Consider the following 20,380-nt stretch of genomic DNA (forward strand, 5'->3'; position numbering starts at 1 on the left):
TCACCCTTTCTTATAAAACGCCTTCATCCATTGCACAGCATCCTTATTCGAAACATCTCGAATCGTCTCTACTTCCTCATGTGCCATAATCGAACCATTTTGCAATAAAATGATTTGATCTAGAATAGGCTCTACCTCATATAACTCATGCGTTGATAACAATATTGTTTGGTGTTCAATATCTGTAAATTGAATTAACCCTTTAATGAGCTGTTCACGAACAATTGGATCCAGACCAGAGAATGGCTCATCCATTAAATAAAAAGGTACTTCTCGCCCAAGCGTTGCGGCCATTTTCATCCGACCACGGTTCCCCTTTGATAATTGCCGTAGCTTCACATTTTTATCAACTTGTAAAAACTCTGCAACGATACAAGCCTTATCATACGAAAAATCTTCGAATTGAGAGGCATAGTGCTGAAAAAGCTGCTCACCTGTGTAAAAATCAAAAAATAAATCAATATCTGGTAAATAAGCAATTTCATCAGCACTTCTACGTGTAACAGGCGTTCCATTTAGCAATACCTCACCACTTGATGGACGTAATAGGCCTGCCAACACTTTTAATAGTGTCGACTTGCCACTACCATTTTCTCCAACAAGCCCAATGATTTGTCCAACAGGAATGGAAAAAGACACATCTTGTAAAATAGGCTTTTTCATATAACGAAAAGAAACATATGATAGCTGTAGCATTTATTTCACCTCACGATTTATTTTGTAAAACAACGAGCATCTCTTCCTTTGAAAATCCAAGTGCTTCAATGGAAGTTAAAAAATGATCTGCCAGTTGATTTTTCATATCTTCCCGTAATAGAGCAATTCGCCCATCATCGGTTGTAATAAATGTACCTTGACCTCGTTTGGTTTCCGTTATATTCATCGCTTCTAACTCCTTATACACCCGTTGCACAGTATTTACATTGACACCTGTTTCCACTGCATACTCTCGAACCGAAGGAAGTCGATCCCCAAGCACTAGCTTCCCTTTCAAAATGTCCCCACATATCCGATCGACAAGCTGGCTATAGATGGGCTTATCACGTGAAAAGTCGATTGTCATCGTAAAACCACCTTTTCAAGCCACTTTGTCGCTATGATAAATAAAATCGCTACAAAAATGATCGTTGCTACTTCTTCTACGACATACATTGTCTCAAAGTTGAACTGAAATGATGGTAACTGTGGAAAAAATTGCTCCAGAGTAGTTAAACGAATCCCTATACGATGGAAAATTTTATCATACAATTCACTTTCTGTAAATTTCAACCATTCATTCATACTAATGAAAAAGGCCACCATCGTGATCACAATGGAAAAACTTCCAATAAAGTGTTTCATTTGGAGATTCAATGCTAAAAATAGTAGCAGTATCACAAACATCATCAATTGAAGAATAACTATAATGGCTACAAAAAATAAAAGTAGTAAAAGTAATTGTGCGAAGTTGCCTATAATTTCATCTTTGACTTTGCAAATAGCTATACTCACAAAGATAAAATTAAAGATCGCGTATCCAATTATGGAAAATACGATTTTCACACCTACAAGCTGTGCAATGGAGCTAGTTGAATGCAGCCATATCTCTTTGTTCTTTAAGTCATGACGCATACTAGCTAGGAATTGTAATATCGAAAAAAATCCACCTAAGACTAGTACTAGTATTGAGAAGGCAAATGACGCCTGATTTTCCAACGCAAATTCACCACTAAACCGCCTTATTAAATATGGAACTACCATTGACAGCATGATCCCTATAAAAACCCCTACAAATAGCCATGTCCTATAGAGGACCCATTCCTTTTTTAAAAGTCCTGCAAATTTTTTCAAAATAAACACCTCGTGTCATAGTGTACTAGTTAAATATTACACTATGACTTTTTGATTTGCAAGTATTAAAAGCAAAAAAAGGAAGAACCTTTAAATTTTAGGCTCCTTTCTTCATGTTGTAATGAATTTAATGTTAATAAAGTATGCATCTTTTGTAAGATTGGAGGTGATTTCCTGAGGGCGTCAAGTCTTCACTCTAATCAACTTATCCACATGACTGACGTTTTAACAAAACGTCATCCAACTTTACACTTTTACGTTTTATCGCCCAACTTTTTAGATTTATCTACTAACTTTTGCATTTTATCACCCAACTTTTTAAATTTATCGACTAACTTTTGCGTTTTATCACCCAACTTCTGAATTTTATCGACATCCGTGACTGGGCGCTTTCCTGGAGGCGTCGTGGCAACTTGTGCGAAAGCGGAGCGGCAGCAACAAGATGTTTTTTGTGCGAAAGCGGAGCGGCAGCAACAAGATGTTTTTTGTGTGAAAGCGGAGCGGCAGCAACAGCAGGATGTTGATCACGAAGGCGTTATCACTGGACGTGATGTTTTTAGCCCTTCGTTCCTCTATTGCTAATCCCCAAGGAGCAAGATGCCCTTTTCCACTTGATGCTCTAACGCTTAAACCCTCAGCTGTTAAAAAGGAATCATCAGATAATGTAATTTCCGGTCCTTCAACAGAATCGTCAATTGGTTCTGAAAAATCTTCAGAAGCCACAGGGGAAGTTAATAAACTAAAACTCAAAATAGAAGATGCGATAATGGACATTGTAAATTCCTCCCTTTCTTTAAATATACTTTAGTTAATCAGAATTTGAATTTCCAAGTTACATTGCAGGCGTAATATTTGTACTTGGAGTCCCTATTGCAATGTAATGTTCTTATTTGCAGTAATATTTGGACGCGTCTTTTTTTTAATCCATATTCTGTGTTCTTTTTTACATGGATATAATTCCCAATTTTAACATAGTATTACCTCCTTCTTACTTTTCCAAGGTATGCAAGTAGCTTATCATTAGCTATAAATGTTTCAAAATCAAGTTTTGTCGTAAATAGAGCGAAAATTGATAGAAATCAGAATTCATCTAGTTATGCTAGTAGCATATCGTTAGCTATAAGTGTTTCAAAATCAAGTTTTGTTGAAAACTGAACAAAACTTGAAAAAAATCAAAAAAATACGGTTTACTTCCGAAAAAGCAAAATTTCTAAGAAGTTACTACTCAAAAAGCAGTATATATTTTTAGCATATTTGTTTCCGTCTGAGTTTTTTGGCTTATTCAGAATTTTGTACAAGAGGCAGCCCGTAAAGCTGTCACAAAAATAACTAGTTATTTTATAAAAAAGGCAGTAACGACAAGAATTTGTTCCTTGTCGTTACTGCCTAATTCTTTATATTATTATCATCGATTTTGACAGAAAATTATCTAACAAAATGAAGAAAGACTAGCCCATTTTCCCTACCACTTTAACTTTTAATCTCGTTGCATTTTCGGGGTGATAAGCAAGGGGTGTTTCTTCTACTTCCACTAACTCAATCGTCTCAGTAAGTGCTCCTGCTAAAACAGCTTGTTTCACTGCTTTTTCTTGAGCATCCTTCAATGAAGTCTCACGTGGCTCTTTAGAATAAATATAAATCTGTTCATATTGACCACTAATTTGAGCAATAGAGGCACCAATCGCATTTGCCACAGTCCCATTTTCAAATTTAACAATATTGGAGACTCCTCGAAGAGTATCCGGAACAATAATACTGCCTCCACCAACTAAGACAAGCTGAACATCTTCTGATGAAGTTTTCATTTTATCAATAGCTTGTTCAATTAATGATGATATTTCTAATTGCGCTTCTTTTGCGAACTCTTCATCAATATGCGTCACTAAACGACTATCACCAACATTAGCTAATCCAAGACGAACAGCGATGTCTGTTGTCGTAAGAGTATTCCCTCCGAAAACAAGTGCTTCTTCAGAAATTTTGTACCCGACGCTATCAGGTCCAACCGTAATTTCCCCATTATTTACTCGGACAATACTGCCCCCACCTAGCCCAACAGAAATAATATCTGGCATTCTAAAATTTGTGCGAATATCCCCTACTTCTACTGCTACCGAAGACTCCCTTGGAAATCCGTCCTGTAAGACCCCAATATCAGAAGTCGTTCCACCAACATCTAAAACCATCGTATCTTTGATTTTTGCTAAATAAGAAGCGCCACGTATGCTGTTCGTCGGTCCACATGCTATCGTTAAAATCGGGAATTGTTTAGCATAATCAATTGACATTAATGTTCCATCGTTTTGACATAAAAACACTTTGGCATTGAAAATCCCTTCACCTTCTAACGCATGAACAAAGCCTGTCGTTGTCGTTTCAATTACTTTGCATAAGGCCGCATTTAAAATCGTTGCATTTTCACGTTCAATTAAACCTACTGAGCCAATCAACGACGAACAGGAAATTGGGAATTCTTCTTCATAAACTTCTTGTATTAGACTGCGAACCCGTATCTCTTGATCATTTTTGATGGAGGAAAAGACACCAACTATCGCTATGGAGTCCACTTTTTCACGCCAGTCTTCAAGAAGTGATTGAATCTCGTCTTCATCAAGCTCGCCTAAAAGTTGACCATCGTATTCATAACCACCATGGACTAAGGCATAATTCCCTGATAGTTTTTCAATCATATCTTTCGGCCATGCAGTATATGGAAGTACAGAGGCGGTTGCTGGATATCCTAGACGGATTACACCGACTTTCGCTAATTTTTTACGCTCTACAATGGCATTTGTACATTGTGTTGTGCCTAACATTGCATGCGTAATTTTCGTTTTATCAATGTTCGATTCTTGTAATAGGTTTCGTAAAGCTGTTTCAATACCAGTTTTAATATCTAAACTCGTTGGCGATTTAACACTATGAATGAGATTGCTATGTTCATCTAAAATAATGGCATCCGTATTCGTCCCACCAACATCGATTCCAATCTTATACATGTTCAGCTACCACCTTTTTAACCAATTCCTCAATTGGAGCATAATCGTAATCATAACCAAAATAGTTTGGACCTACTGTTGCTATTCCTTTATCAGTCCGCCATTTTTCATTGGCTGGCAATCCAATTACTCGGACACGCTTACCGTATTTTAAACTTTCCGTTGTCACTGGCAATAAAGTTTCATAATCTACTAAACAAATTAAATCAGGGGTCATTGCTACAACCTGATCATTTTTTTCTGCAATAAGGTTTTCATTTTGAAAATGGACCTTCATAGTTTCGTTTTTATTGACTTCCATACCTTCCAAATTCATTTTCCCAAGGTTAAATCCACCCTTCGTTTCTCGAATCACATCGACAATTTTACCTTGGAATAATTCATAGCCAGAAACTAGCTGTAGTAATTCATGAAGTTTATCTTTCACATTTCTATTTTTGGAAGCAATAATTTCACCGATTTTTTCTGAAAGTGTAATGATATGATGAACGCCACTCTTTTTAATCTGAGCTCCAGTCGTTGGGTACAAGCTAACTAAAGAGCTAGCGCCCATTTCAACAGTTGCTGAGCGTGCAATGCGTTCTGTCCATTTATTATCAATCGTTTCAAAAATCCCGATATTTCCTTTTTCGTCTGTAATAGCCATCGGTGTTGCAGAAATCCCATCTAAATTAAAGGTCACCATTTGCAATTCTGGAAATGCACGTCCCATTCCATCACAGTCAATGAGTGGGATATCCAGTTGTGCCGCTACGACAATCGGGATCATCGAATTCACTCCGCCTGCTTCCATTGGATATGTTCCTGTAATCTTTTCTTTCCCAATATACTTCGCTAGTTTTTGAAAAACTTTAACAAACTCATCTCCACGCGGAAATTTCTCCACTAAAACTGAAGGTGCACCCATCATAGCTGCTGGAATAAAAAAGTCTTCATCTTCAATTTCATCAACTGAATACAATTTAACTGGTCCATTTTTTTCAATGGCAGAAAGAGCCATCATTTTCCCGATATAAGGGTCCCCCCCTCCGCCCGTTCCTAAAAAGGCGGCTCCAATCGCAATATGTTCAATAGCTTCTTTATCTAAATATCTCATCTATTTTCCTCCAATACGACCGTTTTTTGTACGGATATACGATAACCGAAATAATAAATAACAAATGAAATAACAATACCAATTAATGGCTGATTAGGTAATTGAGGCATGCTAGGGAATAACGATAAAACAACCGGAATACTAGCAATCACTGCACCAACTAGCCATGAGAAAACACCTAAACGATTGACACCGTCAACTTCCTTCCAGCTTGTTTGATTCCCTTTATTCATCACCCAATAAGAGGCAATCATAACGCCTGCAACTGGAGGAATCATCGCTGATAAAATCGACATAATCGGTGTAAAGTAATTTAAAATACCGATCACGGCAAGTAAAGTCCCAATCGTTCCAGCTAGGCCAATCGCCATTTTTTCTTTGTCCTTCGAAACGTTAAAAACATTAATTAAGGCGATTCCTCCTGATATTGCATTCACTAAATTGGTTTTCCATGTGGCTAAAATCAAAGCGATACCACCGATTAATGGAGTAACAATATTAAGAAAGACAGCCGTAATATCACTTGTTTGATAAGCGATTGTTAAAACGGCTCCCACAGCAATCATCAATACTCCAGCTGGTATAATTCCAAATGTTGCTGCTTTAAAAACATCCGAGCGTTTTTTGGAATATTGGGAATAATCGCCCGCGATTACTGCCCCAAGTGCAAATGAACCAATCGTTATAGCTAGTCCATCCGAAAAACTCATGTTATTTTTAGGTTTGTAGTCCAACATAAGCTGTAGATTGTCTCCAGATAAAGCTTGCACTAAACCTAGTAGACAAATGACAATTAAGAAAGGAACTGCAATATAACTTAAGACACGTAGCACTTTGATGCCATAAACAGCTGAAATTACCATCACCAAACCACTAAGTAAAGAGGCTAACGGAATAGGTACATTCATATCATACGCTGCTAACAAATTAGCTAACGCAACTCCGCAAACGTTGGCTTGAATGCCAAACCAGCCTAAGCAAGCAATCGCCAAAATAATAGAAAGAATCGTCCGTGATCCTTTTTTACCAAACACTTGTCCAGCGACATGAACGGTTGGCTTTCCTAGATCACTACTTTGCATTCCTTGAAAAATCATGATGATTACTACAATTGCATATCCAACAAAAGACACGGCTAATGCCTTCGTTAAACCCATACCAGAAATCAATGTATTCCCAACTAATAAGCTTGGTATACAAATCATTGCGCCTGCCCATATAATCCCTAAACTATACCAAGACTGACCTTGCCCATCTTTCTCCATATCGTCCCCTCCTTTATCGGTAGTTCATTTAGTTAATGTTTTTTATTATAAAAGAAGGGATAGACGTGCGTCTTTTTCAAAAATGAAAAAAAAGTCTGAATTTTTATCTTTTTTGACAAAAATTCAGACTTTTCTAACCATTAATTAGGCGATAGATCATGCAGGCCATATATACATCGTAAAATTCCGAATAAACCGTTACATCGTTGCCAATTAGTTCACTAATTTTTTTTATACGATACTTCACTGTATTTTTGTGAATGTATAAGTTTTTCGCACACTCATCAAAACTACCATTTGCATCTAAAAGAAAAGCCATTAATGTATTTAGGGACTCTTTATCATTTAAAATGGGCTCAATAACGGAAAGGGATTCTTCAATCATTTCTTCTCCCTGTTTACTTAAATCAATGGCTCGCTTCATCGATCGAAGTTCTGCGGCAGTAAACAATTTGCGCATAGGATAGATGGTATGAACTTTCTCTCCTACTTGATTCACCAATTGATACATTTGACGTACAGCTTTAGTATTTTTCATTTTCGGTGAGTAAACGATTTCTGATATTTGGGAGTAATAATTAGTTGTTTCAATAAACTCAGTAGAAATCTCATATTCATGAAGTTTATACAAGCCATTTCCTAAAAGAACAATAATACAACGATCAATGCATTGAATCACGGTCGTTTGATAATACTTTGAAAGTTGCTCTTCCAGTTCATCCCTAATTTTCTTCTCTTCTGATACATCGTTAATATAAATTAACCACATCATTTGAATAGCAGAAACATCGATATTTAGCATGTTAGCTAGTCTTCGCATTTTGTCGCTTTCATCATTAATAATCGCTTTTACTAATGCATACTCACTAACTTCATCATGCTTGTCTCCCCATAAATTAATGGCCACTTGGACAACTTCACTAATTTTTTCAATGGTCTTCGCTGGTAAGGGTGTGTTCTCTTTAATAACAAACAAAAGTAGCTGTTCCCCATTTTTTTGCTGAACACTTTTATATTCAACGACACACGATAAATCGCTTCTTTGTAGTTCTAGCTTTCCCTTTTCTTTATTTAGATGACTTTGTGAAAACTCCTGTAGTACTTGCCAAACATCTAAAGATGAATTTCTTGGCCACATCACTTGATTCACAATATCAAAATTACTGTTTGTCAGTACAATGTTAGCTTTCAGGCGATCAGATAGCATTTTCAATGTGATTTCTACACTTTGTAAATGCTCTGGTAGCAAGCTGACCTTTTCTAAAGTTTCCTTCACAAACTGATCATTGACAGCCTGATTACTAACAATTGCTTCCATCACTTCATAAATGACCTCATTATAACGTAGAGAGTAATCATTTTTAGGCATACAAATAATGATAAAACCTTGAGAGTCTGCTAATTGCAGTACCTCTTCTGGAATTTCAGGTAAAACAATTCCCACATAATATAAAATAAGACCTAATTCGCCAAGATCATGTAAGTGTTGAATGGTTTTACATTGTTGTTCTACACTATCTCTAATTGAATAAAAAGAGCTAATGACTAGCTCTTCCGCATACCACTCTTCCTGGACGGATTGGATAATCGTAGATAAAAAATCTACATTCGAAACTTCTAACACAGATAAAGATGAGACCGTACGATTAAGATTAATTTTACCCGTTAAAACTTCTGCCCCTCTAAATGATGGCAATTGTAGTAAATCTTTTACCGTTACCCCATTTTCCTTCACCACTACTTCTTGTTGTATTTTTTATGTACTATCAGGTGTGTTTCTCATAGAGTTAACAAGCCTTGCTAAAAATACGGCATCGTATCCTTAGGAGAAGAATACCACATCCCCTGTTTTTGAAGAAGAGCTAGATAATATATCCGGTGTCATCGGCTATAACTGCAAACAAGATTTCAAATTTTAGCTAACAACTTATTTTGAATTACATCTTACCGTTTTTTCTTTATCATTCCTTCAATCCTATCAATCAAAATACCCATTCCCAACAGTATGAAACCTATAGAAAATAAATATTTAAAGTAAATAGAACTGTTATATCCTAATGCGTAGACTAATCCAATTAAAATAAAGATTATACTTAAAATAATAATGCTATTTCCAGCTTTCATAAAAGACACATCTCCTATGAATTAATTTTGTAAAAATGAAAATAGTTGTTTCAACCAATCATTCTACTATATTGTCTCTTCAACGGAATCAACATCTGAATCATTTTTTTATATACTGAAATAAAAGCAGAGGTTGGTTTGTAAACCAATTCCCCTGCTTTTCTCTAAGACCAATCATTTATGGCCAACTCGGTACGTAACAATTCTAGAAATCTTTCATTTCCCATTGTGAGATTCAGTGTTAGTTGATACAGCAACTCATATTCCGATTTCCCACATTTTCTCCATTACTTTCTCTACTCTGCCATCAATATCTGTACTGTCAAACTTCGGAAGCATTAGCTCACTAACGATTTTTCCATCGAGCATAAACATTATGCGCTCCGTACGCGCCGCAACCTTTGCATCGTGAGTGACGAGCATAATCGCAGTACCGCCAGCGTTGATTTCGGTAAAAATATCCATAATCTCCTGCGCTGATTTTGAGTTAAGTGCACCAGTAGGCTCATCGCCGAAAATTATTTTTGGGCTGTTCAAAAGCGCACGACATATCCCCGCTCGCTGAAGCTGACCTCCCGAAACTTGTGTAATGTCACGCATTTCAAGCTCCGCAATGCCTACCCTCTTCATAATCGCTCTTGCCTTCTCTGAAATTTTCGCAACGTTTTTTCTGTTTTCCCGCATTGATGGAAGAATAATGTTATCGAGAATATTTAGATTTTTAAGCATCGTCGGCTGCTGAAATACAAAGCCCATTTTAGTTCTACGTATATCTGAAAGTTCAACCTCTCCAACTGCCGATAAATCACTACCATCAAAAGTAATCCTTCCACCATCAACGCTGTCCATGCCACTCAATGCAAACATGAGCGTTGATTTTCCCGAGCCCGAGGGTCCCATAATTGCAACAAACTCACCTTCGTTTATTTCAACGGACGCTCCGTCTAGAACATTGCGCTTTTCATCACCCTCGCCGAAAGACTTTACAATATGTTCACCGATTATAATCTTCTTCATAAGCTACTCCTTTATATTTTCGGATATTTTTATTTTCCCCACGTCCCATGTGCCAATTATTGTTGTGATCAGTACCGAACAAATCATCAATAACGGACAAAGTACATACGCCGAAAGTGGATTGATTGAAAAACTAAACGATGACGCCCCGAACGAGGTGATAACCGCACCTGTAAGTACCTCTCCAAGAGTGTTTGCCATAAGGGTGCCCAGGACAATTCCGATAATGGCTACGAAAACCGCTCGTGAACCATACTGTACCGTCATATCGGAGTTTGTAAAACCTAGTGCTTTCATGACAGCAATCGAATATCTATCCTTTGCGACAAGCATTTTCATAAACAATAGTGTCACTAGTACCGTTATTATGAGCGCTATAGCAATGGCAGCAATGGAGGTCTTTTCAACTGATTTTATTGTCGAACCGAATGTTTGTTTAACAAATTCATCAATATTGGAGATTTTAGCAAAAGTAAATCGGTCCGCATATTTAGAGATTTTCTCATCGACAAGAGTTTTATCTGAAAGCTTTGCACAAATAACGCTCCACATTATATTTCCCGAATTGTCAGTAAAAATAGCCTTTGCCGTTTTACCACCGTTAGTAATGTCGGAATAAATGCCACTTACCGTGAGCTTACTCTCCTTCCCCTTTATTATGACCGTAATGGTATCGCCGACTTTTTTGCTCATTTCTTCGGCGTTCAAAGCCGAAAGTGCAATTTCCTTTTCTACAGCGGGTGCTCTTCCCTCTGTATATTCGATAGGGAATATCGAGTGGTCGCCAAGTTCGATTTTTATATTTTCCTCCGAACCGTCTTCCGTTTTTGCTTTGAATGTCTTTGTTGTAAGGATGGTATACTTTGAAATGGAATTGTCGCTGTTCATATATTCTGAAATTTCCGCAGTTTTTTCAGGAATTTGATCCGTCTGCTGAATATCAATACGAATATCGTAGTTTCCAATACCCATATATTTAATGAAGCTTGTTGAGGAAATCGTGTTGTAAAGGTTTTGTGGAACAATAATAATAAATGCTGAAATGACAAGTACTGCAAGCATTGTGGCATAAAGTCTTTTCCTTGCGAGAACATCTTTAATACCAAGAAAAATGTTTGTGTTTAACAGCTTATTTTTGTATAGGCAAAAACGTTTTACGCCTGTGTTTTTTTCCTGTGAAGTGCCAAAGCGTATCGCTTCTGCAGCAGATATTTTCCGGAAGCGTCTTAGCATTCCGCTTACATAAGCGATTATTGCGAGGAATACAAGCAGTATGCCGATTATGCCTAATGCCGAAGCAAAAGAAGAGTTTTCGCTTTCCCCCATATTAAGCCGGATATTTTCAAGAAGCATGTTTTTGAACATCAACGAAAGTGCATAACCGAGAATACTCCCCCCTGCCGCAATTGCTGCGTACTTCGCAAGATAAATTTTCTTAATGTCGGAAAGGCGTAGCCCTATTGCCTTCATAACACCAATATCACGGTAATCGTCTTCGATTTTCGCAAGGAGTGTAAAGCGGATGCATAGAAATGCGATCGCAACGACAAGAACGCTTATAAGAAGTATAACTGCTATCATGATCCCGTCGGAAAGTGCATTAAGTGTTTTGAAAAGTGGATATGTAATCGTTGGTCCGTTCGCTTCAAGACCTGCGGAAGCATAAGCAGTTTCAAATTCACCGAGCGACGATAAATCCTTTAGTCTAAACTCTATCAAATACTCCATACTCCCATGACTTTTTATTTCCGCATAATCATTTTGACTAACAAGAAATCTTTTTGAGGAAGACAGCATAGAATTCATCTGTGAATCGCGAAGGAAGCCCGCAACAGTAAATTCCTTTCCGCCTATTATCGCTTTATCACCGACTCTTGTGGTGTTGTCCTTCATATAGTTAATTGGAACATAGAGCTCGCCATCGGATACGTTTATAATGTTTCCGTCAAGATCAAGAAGATAATCAAATTTTTCACTCTGTATGCTGAAACCATTGTCTTGCACATTATTCGCAAGCGAACGATCACCTAAAATAATTTGCCCGTTATCCATGTTCAGAAACTCAAGCACTTGAAATTCATCGACATTGCTGTTTTGCTCCGCGAAATTTGCAAGCCGGACAGTATCGATATCTCCCGAGTGCATTTGCATAAAATGCGGCGTTTTCGCCTGATTCATAAGTGAATCGATAGCACCAGAAAGATTAACCATAAGTATCGCCGATAAAGAAACGAGCATAGCCGCAGCCGCGACAAATAACGTTGTTGTCAGCGTTATCAGTTTGCTTTTAGAAATGTCATTACGGATTAATCTGAAATACATACGTCACCTCTGTTTTCAAGCTTTTTCACTGATTTCAAGTTGAACAAAATAAATGAAGTAATACTTAATAAAATTCCAGCGATTATGATGAGGAAGCCCGTTCCTCTGCCTTGACCTGTACCGGTAATTTTCCCTACGCTGTCTGCAAGCAATCCGCCGTCCACTAGCAAAGGCGTAAACACATAATCCGCAAGTACCCCTGAAAGCGCATAGGCTGCTACAAATCCAAGCTGTGAAATAACCCCAATAAGTGACCATGCTCTGCCCTGAACGGCATTATCAATGTTGGTACGAACAAGAAAATCTAATGTTGAGTTTGCAAATGGCATCATGGCAAAAAAGAAAAAACCTGAAATACAGATTAGAGCTATATTTTCTCGAAGTCCGAATACCGCCATAAATATTCCTTCAAAAAACAGCGAAAACGAAAGAATTTTCACATACCCTTTTTTGATTGGAAGAAATCCGATGATCACACTAGATACGAGCATCCCTGTAGCGACAAACGTTTCCACCGTTCCTATTACGGAGCTGCTCGTAAAAGTAAGCAACATCGGAATGGAAAGTGTTTCAATAATTCCAAGATAAAATGTCAGCACCGATGTCATCATTACAAGAACGAGCACACCTCGATTTTCAGAAACTGCACGCCAACCATCTTTGAACTCATGGAAAAATGATTGTGTCTGTTCGTATGTCTTTGAAGCAAGCCCTTTACGTAGTGCAAGAGCTGATGTAACGGTTACAAAGAATGTACAAATGTCGATGACAAGCAAAAGCTTTATATCCGAAACGGTGAGCAAAAATCCCGCAATGATGGGTGAAATCAAATATTTTGCAGAACCCGCCACCTGGACTAAACCACTTGCCTTTGTGTATTGTTCCTCGGTCAGTAAATCCGTAACCGTAGCCTTGTATGCGGGATCAAGCAGCGATGAAAACACCGAGCTTATTGTAACTCCCACACAAATCTGCCATAACAGTGCTTCCCCGCTAAGCATACAGATAAGAATATAAACAAGTCCTATCGCTGAAAGACTGTCGCCTAACACCATTAAAAGTCTTCGATCATAACGATCCGCAAGCACTCCTGCTACAGGGCTTAATAGAAGCGAAGGCATAAACGCAAGTAAGGTTACAAGCGCCATTGCCGATGCCTTTCCCGTCTGTTGGAAAACATAAATACCAAGCCCAAACGCTGTAAGCCCGCTTCCTATTGCTGAAATTAGTTGTCCTGACCAAAGCAGAAGAAATTTTCTAAAAAACCTCTCAGAATCAACCATCGTTGTTTCCACTTTCTTCACCCCCATTGCCAAACATCTTCATCATGTACATAAGGCTTCCACTTTCGACACCGAGCAGTCTTTCTACGTTGAAGACAAAAGCTGGTATTCGTGCAGCACGTTCTTCCTCGGTTATATCAACCATATCACCATCAAAAACGGTATTCGTATAGGCCACAATCATTTCCATACATTCATACGGATACGGCGTACTGAATAGTCCTTGCTCAATCCCCTCACGGATTATGTCCGTCAGTATCGGGGGAAGGCCGTTCATAATAACCTTTTGTATTTTCTGATGCATAAGCGCGTTCTGAGGCTTATGTATATGGTCAATAATTTCCTTACCATTTCCGCCACTTATGTTTAATGCCATTACAACACGAATAATACGCTCGTTAACGTGGATGCTCTTATTGGCTGCAATTTCTTTTGCAGCACCTAGAATTTGGGCATTATACCGCTCAATTAACGCGTCCATAATATCCTCCTTCGACTTGAAGTGATAATATAACGTTCCCCGTGCAATACCAACCTTTTCGAGAATATCGTTAGTACTTGTGCCATCAAAGCCCTTCTGACCGAAAAGCTCATCCGCTACATCAAGTATTTCGTTTCTGCGTTCTATCGCTTCTTTTCTCATTTTTATGCCTCCTTACTAGACCGACTGTCTGTCGATAAAAATTATAGCATTTTACAATAAATTGTCAATAGGGTATTCCGGATTTGTAAAAAACTATCAATTTATTTCCTGATCATCTAGAGGTAAACGATAAATTCATCCATACAAAAATTTCCTTTTGTTCATAATAAGTGATAGAATTAAATGTAAAAAGTTTATGTGTTAAGAGAGGTAAACAATAATGTCAGAAGTAAAAAAAATAGATTATACGATGGGAAAAAAGATACGTGAAAGCTTACAGGCAGATTGCCAAAGCTGTTTTGGTCTATGCTGCACGGCTTTAAATATTGCCGCTTCTAGCGACTTTGCCATTCATAAAGCAGCTGGGACACCTTGCCCTAATCTACAATCAGATTTTAGCTGTCAAATTCATAGTAAACTTAGAGATCAAGGGTTTAAAGGATGTACAGTTTTTGATTGTTTAGGGGCTGGACAAAAGGTTTCACAAACAACCTTCCATGGACAAGACTGGCGACAATTCCCTGAAGTTTCCGAGAAAATGTTTCGTGTCTTTCCTATGATGGAACAACTTTATGAAATGATTGCCTACGTAGCAGAGGCTTTATCGTATAACGTAGATTCATCACTATATAACAAACTACATATACAATTAGAACAACTACAGCGTGCAACAGAGCTAGAAGCTGATGCATTACTAGCAATAGATATTCCTAATTTCCGACTGCCAGTGAATGTTTTACTGTTAGAAACAAGTGAGCAAATTCGCCAAAGCCTTATCGTAAAGATTGGAAAAAACACTCGAAAGTATGATAATCGTGGGGTTGATTGGATTGGGAAGAATTTAAAAGGCAAGGATTTGAGAGCAACTGATCTTCGAGGATCTTATTTAATTGCTGCCAATCTACAAAATGCTGATTTAAGAGGTGTTGATTTTATTGGCGCGGATTTACGTGATGCCAATTTACGCGGTGCAGACCTTTCAACTAGTATGTTTTTAACCCAAATGCAAATTAATTCAGCACAAGGCAATCTTCAAACAAAATTACCCTCCCATCTGAAACGTCCGTCACATTGGGAACAATAACTTGAAAAAGGGCAGATGAAAGTAATTCATCTTCCCTTCAGACGGTAGACCATGCATGTTGGAGTATCAGATAATTCGTTTCAGCTCAACATGACGGCTTTCATTCCGAATTTCGGTTAATCAGTTGTGACTGTTTTGACAGCCCTCCCATTTCATGCATACGCATTTATAGAGAAACGTTTCGCACCCACAAAGTGTTAAGTAATTAAATTAACCACCGTTCTAAAAAATTTCCTAATTATGTTATGCTTTGAAATATAACAATCCACATTTCAGGAGGAATCTATATATGAAAAAACATACTACAATTGGAAAATTCATTTATTGGATAGGCTTCTTTATGTGTTTGAGTGGACTTGGAACGTCACTCGGTTCACTTAATTACAATTCATTTATTCCGAATAAATCTGCAGCACTACTATTCATTTTTATAGGAATTGCTTTTTTGTTAACTTCAAACTTTTTTAAAAACAGAACTAATCGATAACCAAATATTTTTCCTCTACTGCACAATTACTTTCAGATATTCACTCAATATAGTGATCTTTGAAATCCTTTGGAGGACATAGTTCACCATTTCCGTAATCTGAAGGTTTACCTTTGTTTCTTCCTATTCTAGATATATCTCCAACTTCGATTTAATGCTCTAATTTAATCCCAATTAGTTGTTCAACTACTTTTGGAGAAAATCACTTACCATAAAATGACATTTAATATCCATATCCTTTATCATCATCAAACCCACTTTTCATATATTCTAGTACAACTCATTTCTTCATTCAGGAACAGAAAATCCTTCTTCAACTAAGCCGCTTTCTTCTAATGATGCAAATCGTTTCATTTAGTTTTTCAATGTTTAAACTCCAAACTGTTTAAAATGGTGGTCAAGGTGCTTGTATATTCCTTTACCCCATTGCTCCGGAGTAAGTTTCCCAAAAAAAGGATGAGGATGAGTTGTGCACTTCTCTGGTCCATTATTTTGAAATGTGATAATTTTTTGTTTAAGCTTTTCTTTTTCTGTCTCAAATTCTCTATCATCTGCAATCAAAATGGTTGGAATAGTAGACATATTATGGGGCAATGTCTTGTCATTGTATATGATTTGTTTTGCAAACCTCCCTACTATTATTCCTAACCAATTCCTTGGTGGAAAAGAATTTCCCATTGCAATGTCTTGGAAAGATGAACAATGCGCTAGCATTTGGGCAACATCCATTTTTCCCCATTGAGGTTGTGAATTCGGACTTAATTTGTCAATACGCTTTAAAACTTCTGCTGTATGCATAGGATCAAAAATATTTTTCATTAGTGCTTATCTCCTTTAATTATTATGAGTCAACCTTCCTAACTTATTTGGCCGATTCTGGAATAAGAAATAGTCTGATTTGATACAGTGGTGTCCAGACAACCGCTGAAATAAGTTAAATTATCTGTGGTGGTCGAGGAGAGTCTAATGGTGCAATTTTTTTCTTACTAAAACGGAATTCTCCTAGGAAGTTAAAATGTCCCCAGCCTTATAGGAAACTTTAGGGGATACTTTAAAATCTTAACTTAATACCGATGTGGTGCTATCCCTAATAAGACTACAACCAAATTTTTGCTAGTTGAGATACTCCATTTATTATCTCTTCTTCAGATAGATTACCCAATCCAAGTAAAATATGTGGATATTGTGGTTTATATTTCGAGAAAGTTTGTGAGCAAGGATTAACTGCTATTCCGTGTTCATATGCCCTTTCAATTAGCATTTTTTCACTCATTTTTGTTTTAACTTCAATAATAACGTAAATCCCTGAGTTACCACCTTTTATCTCAACATAATTTTTAAAGTGTTTTAGTAATTCCCTTTTCAATAGATTCATTTTACGTTTATACAAAGCTTTCATCTTCCTTAAATGTGAGTACCAATATCCCTCATTCATAAAGGTCGCCAATGTTCTCTGGTGAATAGATGAGGATGTTTGCTCAAGCAAAGGAAGGATTTTTTTATATTCACTTACTAGCCTCGTTGGCAAAACCATATAACTAACACGGATAGAAGGTAGCAGTGCTTTTGAAAAAGTTCCTAAATAAACCACCCTATCATTAGAATCTAAACTTTGAAGAGACGGTATAGGTTGATGGATGTAACGAAATTCACTATCGTAATCATCCTCAATAATATATCCTTCCACCCTTTTTGCCCATTGAATTAACTTTAATCTTTCATTGACGGGGATAGTTACTCCATATGGAAAGTGGTGAGTAGGAGTGACATATAAAAGTCTAGAAGGCGACTTTAAAAGGCGCTCGACTTGAATGCCTTGTTCTGTTACCGGAATCGGATCAATAATAAATGACTGAAGAGCAAATAGTTCCCTTGCCACATTATATCCAGGGTCTTCTACTGCCAAATAATGATAGTCTTGCTTGAGCAACAACGTCAAAAGTAATAACAAGTGTTGTGTACTACTCCCAATAACAATCTGTTCAGTAGACGTATTAACCCCTCTTGATTGAAACAAGTAATCTGCTAGTGCCTTTCTTAATTGGATATCGCCTTGTTTTTCTCCGTATGAAAACATGCTAGAGTCTTTAAGGACTTTGTTTGTGAGCATTCTCCATGTTTTCAAAGGGAAGTTCGCTTGATCCACTGTCCCCATCTTAAAGTCAATCGTTTTTATGTCAGTTTGATTTTTTTCATAATGCTGTTTTCTAATGGGTGCATAATTAAGCGTCTCATCCGATATAGTTGCATCTACAAAAAACCCCTTTTTGTTCTCACTTCGAATATATCCTTCCGATTGCAATTGTTCATAGGCTAACTGAGTTGTGTTTCTGCTAACCTCTAATTGGAGAGCAAGTTGTCTAATTGATGGTAACTTTGTATTCCACTCTAATTTACCAGATAAAATCTGAGTACGTATGTATTGATAAACTTGTTGGTACATAGGGGTGTTACTTTCTCGATTGATAATAAATATTAGTTCATTCATCATTGAAATACCTCATCTGTCATTTGTGTTTATTGTAAACTGTACCTTTTAGAAATGACAGTATCAATGAATAATAAATTTAGAAAAAATTTTGATTTGGCAGGTAGCTTATGACAATAGTTATGTACATATTTTGTTTGATTGCATGGGGACTCAACTTTATAGCAGTAAAAATTCAAGGAACTCCTTTCAGTTTGGACACCCGTTGAAAGGGCTTAAATCTGCATTCATCTCACCGCCTATTGAGGTGGGAGACTTCTGTACCTGTCGCTCGCTTTCGGTACATAAAACATCTGTAGCTGACGCTTCGCTTTCGTTACAAGGAATAATATTATATGGGAGGTGGAAATATTGGATAAACCCCGATTATGGACAAGGGATTTTATCAGTATTGCCATTACTAATTTTCTCGTGTTTACAACATTTTTTTATTTATTGGTCACACTACCGATATATGCTTTACAAGAATGGCATGGCGCCGAATCTGATGTAGGACTTATTACTACAGTTTTTTTGATTGCATCCATCCTAACACGCCCATTTGCAGGTAAATGGATCGAAAAGGCAGGAAAGTATAGCGTTTTTATAAGTTCCCTCATTGTTCTTTTCGTAGCTTCAATTTTGTATTTTATTCCACAATCTCTGATGGGCTTACTCATTCTTCGCTTTTTTCATGGAATTGGCTTTGGAATGGCGACTACGGCCACTGGTGCAATTGTGGCTGATCTCATCCCTGAATCCCGCAAAGGAGAAGGAATGGGGTACTATGGACTAACGCTAAATCTTGCTATGGCTATTGGTCCCTTTTTGGGTTTGACTGCTATGCAACAAGCAGAGATAAATGTAATGTTTATCATAAATGCATGTTGTGCTTGCTTTGCACTCGTTGCAGGATTATTTGTTAAATTACCTAAGAAAGCTTCTATGCCAGAACGGGCAATTGAACAAAAAAAAAGTATGAAAATTGGAGATTACTTGGAAAGTTCCGCCATTCCTGTATCATTGATTTCAGCTTTCTTTGGACTGATTTATTCAGGAATTATTTCCTTCGTATCCATATATGCTAAAGAGCAAGGTTTAGTGGAAGCTGCTGGTTATTTCTTTGTTGTGTACGCAGTGGTCCTTTTAATTTCAAGACCGTTTACTGGAAAATGGTTTGATTTGTTTGGGGCAAATATGATCATTTATCCCGCTATTTTATGCTTTGCAGGCGGTACGTTCTTATTGAGTGTATCGAATACGCCCTTGTTATTTCTTACATCAGCAGCCCTTATTGGAGTTGGGTGGGGAACTGTATTTCCCAGCTTTCAAACCATTGCCATTCAAGTAGCACCTCCTAAAAAGAGGGCATTGGCTACGGCTACATTCCTCTCTATCTATGATTTTGGGTTCGGCATTGGATCATTTATCTTTGGTATTGCCGCAACTAAAATTGATCATGGATCATTATATTTTTATTGTTCATTCCTGATAATAATCGGAATTGGTGTTTATTATTTACTGCATGGTAGACTATCCTCACGTTCTATTGTGAAAAAGGTAAAAAAAGAGATTGCTTAGGGTATTTTTGGCCAAACGCAATGATTCGTGAATATGTTGCGTTTGTTGTTATGCAGAAAAAACAGCATAAAAAATAGGTTACTGATCAAATTCTTCACTACATAGCCCTCAAAGTATTCCATGCTGAATTCGATGAATCTACTGAAAATGCACTTTTAATAAGAATAAAATCAAAACGCCAC

General features: G+C 37.3%; 18 protein-coding genes and 1 pseudogene. 6 read left to right on the forward strand and 13 right to left on the reverse strand.

Translation table 11 applies throughout. From position 1 onward, the window contains the following. Genes ACFCYJ_RS20115 through ACFCYJ_RS20125 form a run of 3 tightly spaced genes read right to left on the reverse strand, consistent with a single transcriptional unit; the run spans position 1 to position 1,830 of the window. Positions 1-696, reverse strand: a complete 696-nt coding sequence (locus ACFCYJ_RS20115) for an ATP-binding cassette domain-containing protein (protein WP_376076227.1) — start codon at positions 694-696, stop codon at positions 1-3. A gap of 10 nt (positions 697-706) precedes the next feature. After that, complete coding sequence (locus ACFCYJ_RS20120; RefSeq protein ID WP_376076230.1) at positions 707-1,063, reverse strand: GntR family transcriptional regulator; 357 nt, start codon at positions 1,061-1,063, stop codon at positions 707-709. Continuing rightward, positions 1,060-1,830: a hypothetical protein gene (locus ACFCYJ_RS20125; RefSeq protein ID WP_376076232.1), complete on the reverse strand. Its 771-nt coding sequence runs from the start codon at positions 1,828-1,830 to the stop codon at positions 1,060-1,062. The genes ACFCYJ_RS20120 and ACFCYJ_RS20125 overlap by 4 nt, the downstream gene beginning before the upstream one ends. 405 nt (positions 1,831-2,235) lie before the next feature. Between ACFCYJ_RS20125 and ACFCYJ_RS20130 the strand changes: the two genes are divergently transcribed. Continuing rightward, positions 2,236-2,412: a hypothetical protein gene (locus tag ACFCYJ_RS20130; RefSeq protein ID WP_376076234.1), complete on the forward strand. Its 177-nt coding sequence runs from the start codon at positions 2,236-2,238 to the stop codon at positions 2,410-2,412. Further along, a complete protein-coding gene (locus ACFCYJ_RS20135; protein WP_376076236.1) occupies positions 2,348-2,638 on the forward strand; it encodes a hypothetical protein in 291 nt (96 codons plus the stop codon). The genes ACFCYJ_RS20130 and ACFCYJ_RS20135 overlap by 65 nt, the downstream gene beginning before the upstream one ends. Positions 2,639-3,278: 640 nt before the next feature. Here the strand turns inward: ACFCYJ_RS20135 and ACFCYJ_RS20140 are convergent. The 8 genes from ACFCYJ_RS20140 to ACFCYJ_RS20175 all read right to left on the reverse strand — a co-directional run bounded on the left by ACFCYJ_RS20140 (position 3,279) and on the right by ACFCYJ_RS20175 (position 14,579). After that, positions 3,279-4,829 (reverse strand): hydantoinase/oxoprolinase N-terminal domain-containing protein, encoded by a 1,551-nt coding sequence (locus ACFCYJ_RS20140; RefSeq protein ID WP_376076239.1) that lies wholly within the window; start codon positions 4,827-4,829, stop codon positions 3,279-3,281. Beyond that, positions 4,822-5,925: an S-methyl thiohydantoin desulfurase family protein gene (locus tag ACFCYJ_RS20145; RefSeq protein WP_376076242.1), complete on the reverse strand. Its 1,104-nt coding sequence runs from the start codon at positions 5,923-5,925 to the stop codon at positions 4,822-4,824. The genes ACFCYJ_RS20140 and ACFCYJ_RS20145 overlap by 8 nt, the downstream gene beginning before the upstream one ends. Then, a complete protein-coding gene (locus ACFCYJ_RS20150; RefSeq protein ID WP_376076244.1) occupies positions 5,922-7,190 on the reverse strand; it encodes a cytosine permease in 1,269 nt (422 codons plus the stop codon). The genes ACFCYJ_RS20145 and ACFCYJ_RS20150 overlap by 4 nt, the downstream gene beginning before the upstream one ends. Positions 7,191-7,323: 133 nt before the next feature. Further along, on the reverse strand, positions 7,324-8,928 hold the full coding sequence (locus tag ACFCYJ_RS20155; protein WP_376076246.1) for a PucR family transcriptional regulator: 1,605 nt from the start codon (positions 8,926-8,928) through the stop codon (positions 7,324-7,326). Positions 8,929-9,572: 644 nt separating this feature from the next. After that, the gene (locus ACFCYJ_RS20160) at positions 9,573-10,331 is read right to left on the reverse strand and encodes an ABC transporter ATP-binding protein (protein ID WP_376076249.1); all 759 of its coding nucleotides are present in this window, start codon (positions 10,329-10,331) and stop codon (positions 9,573-9,575) included. A 3-nt stretch (positions 10,332-10,334) separates the two neighbouring features. Beyond that, positions 10,335-12,653 carry an ABC transporter permease gene (locus tag ACFCYJ_RS20165; protein WP_376076252.1) on the reverse strand — a complete coding sequence of 773 codons (2,319 nt, stop codon included), beginning with the start codon at positions 12,651-12,653 and terminating at the stop codon, positions 10,335-10,337. Continuing rightward, positions 12,638-13,936 carry an MFS transporter gene (locus tag ACFCYJ_RS20170; protein ID WP_376076298.1) on the reverse strand — a complete coding sequence of 433 codons (1,299 nt, stop codon included), beginning with the start codon at positions 13,934-13,936 and terminating at the stop codon, positions 12,638-12,640. Before ACFCYJ_RS20170 ends, ACFCYJ_RS20165 begins: the two co-directional genes overlap by 16 nt. Continuing rightward, complete coding sequence (locus ACFCYJ_RS20175) at positions 13,929-14,579, reverse strand: TetR/AcrR family transcriptional regulator (RefSeq protein ID WP_376076254.1); 651 nt, start codon at positions 14,577-14,579, stop codon at positions 13,929-13,931. The genes ACFCYJ_RS20170 and ACFCYJ_RS20175 overlap by 8 nt, the downstream gene beginning before the upstream one ends. 220 nt (positions 14,580-14,799) lie before the next feature. Between ACFCYJ_RS20175 and ACFCYJ_RS20180 the strand changes: the two genes are divergently transcribed. After that, positions 14,800-15,663: a pentapeptide repeat-containing protein gene (locus ACFCYJ_RS20180; RefSeq protein ID WP_376076257.1), complete on the forward strand. Its 864-nt coding sequence runs from the start codon at positions 14,800-14,802 to the stop codon at positions 15,661-15,663. 289 nt (positions 15,664-15,952) lie between these two features. Then, the gene (locus tag ACFCYJ_RS20185) at positions 15,953-16,150 is read left to right on the forward strand and encodes a hypothetical protein (protein WP_376076260.1); all 198 of its coding nucleotides are present in this window, start codon (positions 15,953-15,955) and stop codon (positions 16,148-16,150) included. Positions 16,151-16,519: 369 nt separating this feature from the next. Here ACFCYJ_RS20185 and ACFCYJ_RS20190 read toward each other — a convergent pair whose 3' ends face one another. Then, positions 16,520-16,969 (reverse strand): DUF1569 domain-containing protein, encoded by a 450-nt coding sequence (locus ACFCYJ_RS20190; RefSeq protein ID WP_376076263.1) that lies wholly within the window; start codon positions 16,967-16,969, stop codon positions 16,520-16,522. Between the two features lie 277 nt (positions 16,970-17,246). After that, positions 17,247-18,638, reverse strand: a complete 1,392-nt coding sequence (gene pdxR / locus ACFCYJ_RS20195) for a MocR-like pyridoxine biosynthesis transcription factor PdxR (RefSeq protein ID WP_376076301.1) — start codon at positions 18,636-18,638, stop codon at positions 17,247-17,249. Positions 18,639-18,748: 110 nt separating this feature from the next. Between pdxR and ACFCYJ_RS20200 the strand changes: the two are divergent. Then, positions 18,749-18,838: pseudogene (locus ACFCYJ_RS20200) on the forward strand (DMT family transporter); the annotation flags it as partial. A 151-nt stretch (positions 18,839-18,989) separates the two neighbouring features. Next, positions 18,990-20,198, forward strand: coding sequence for an MFS transporter (locus ACFCYJ_RS20205; protein WP_376076266.1), 1,209 nt, complete (start codon positions 18,990-18,992; stop codon positions 20,196-20,198). Positions 20,199-20,380 lie beyond the last annotated feature (182 nt).

Origin of the sequence: Lysinibacillus sp. NPDC056232 (assembly GCF_042267565.1) — a bacterium.
In the GTDB taxonomy this organism is placed as follows: domain Bacteria; phylum Bacillota; class Bacilli; order Bacillales_A; family Planococcaceae; genus Lysinibacillus.

Coding starts and splice junctions, on each gene's coding strand:
- ACFCYJ_RS20115 (WP_376076227.1), bottom strand. CDS start 696: ATGCTACAGCTATCATATGTTTCTTTTCGTTATATGAAAAAGCCTATT.
- ACFCYJ_RS20190 (WP_376076263.1), bottom strand. CDS start 16,969: ATGAAAAATATTTTTGATCCTATGCATACAGCAGAAGTTTTAAAGCGT.
- ACFCYJ_RS20140 (WP_376076239.1), bottom strand. CDS start 4,829: ATGTATAAGATTGGAATCGATGTTGGTGGGACGAATACGGATGCCATT.
- ACFCYJ_RS20150 (WP_376076244.1), bottom strand. CDS start 7,190: ATGGAGAAAGATGGGCAAGGTCAGTCTTGGTATAGTTTAGGGATTATA.
- pdxR (WP_376076301.1), bottom strand. CDS start 18,638: ATGAATGAACTAATATTTATTATCAATCGAGAAAGTAACACCCCTATG.
- ACFCYJ_RS20145 (WP_376076242.1), bottom strand. CDS start 5,925: ATGAGATATTTAGATAAAGAAGCTATTGAACATATTGCGATTGGAGCC.
- ACFCYJ_RS20120 (WP_376076230.1), bottom strand. CDS start 1,063: ATGACAATCGACTTTTCACGTGATAAGCCCATCTATAGCCAGCTTGTC.
- ACFCYJ_RS20170 (WP_376076298.1), bottom strand. CDS start 13,936: ATGGTTGATTCTGAGAGGTTTTTTAGAAAATTTCTTCTGCTTTGGTCA.
- ACFCYJ_RS20165 (WP_376076252.1), bottom strand. CDS start 12,653: ATGTATTTCAGATTAATCCGTAATGACATTTCTAAAAGCAAACTGATA.
- ACFCYJ_RS20180 (WP_376076257.1), top strand. CDS start 14,800: ATGTCAGAAGTAAAAAAAATAGATTATACGATGGGAAAAAAGATACGT.
- ACFCYJ_RS20135 (WP_376076236.1), top strand. CDS start 2,348: ATGTTGATCACGAAGGCGTTATCACTGGACGTGATGTTTTTAGCCCTT.
- ACFCYJ_RS20185 (WP_376076260.1), top strand. CDS start 15,953: ATGAAAAAACATACTACAATTGGAAAATTCATTTATTGGATAGGCTTC.
- ACFCYJ_RS20160 (WP_376076249.1), bottom strand. CDS start 10,331: ATGAAGAAGATTATAATCGGTGAACATATTGTAAAGTCTTTCGGCGAG.
- ACFCYJ_RS20175 (WP_376076254.1), bottom strand. CDS start 14,579: ATGAGAAAAGAAGCGATAGAACGCAGAAACGAAATACTTGATGTAGCG.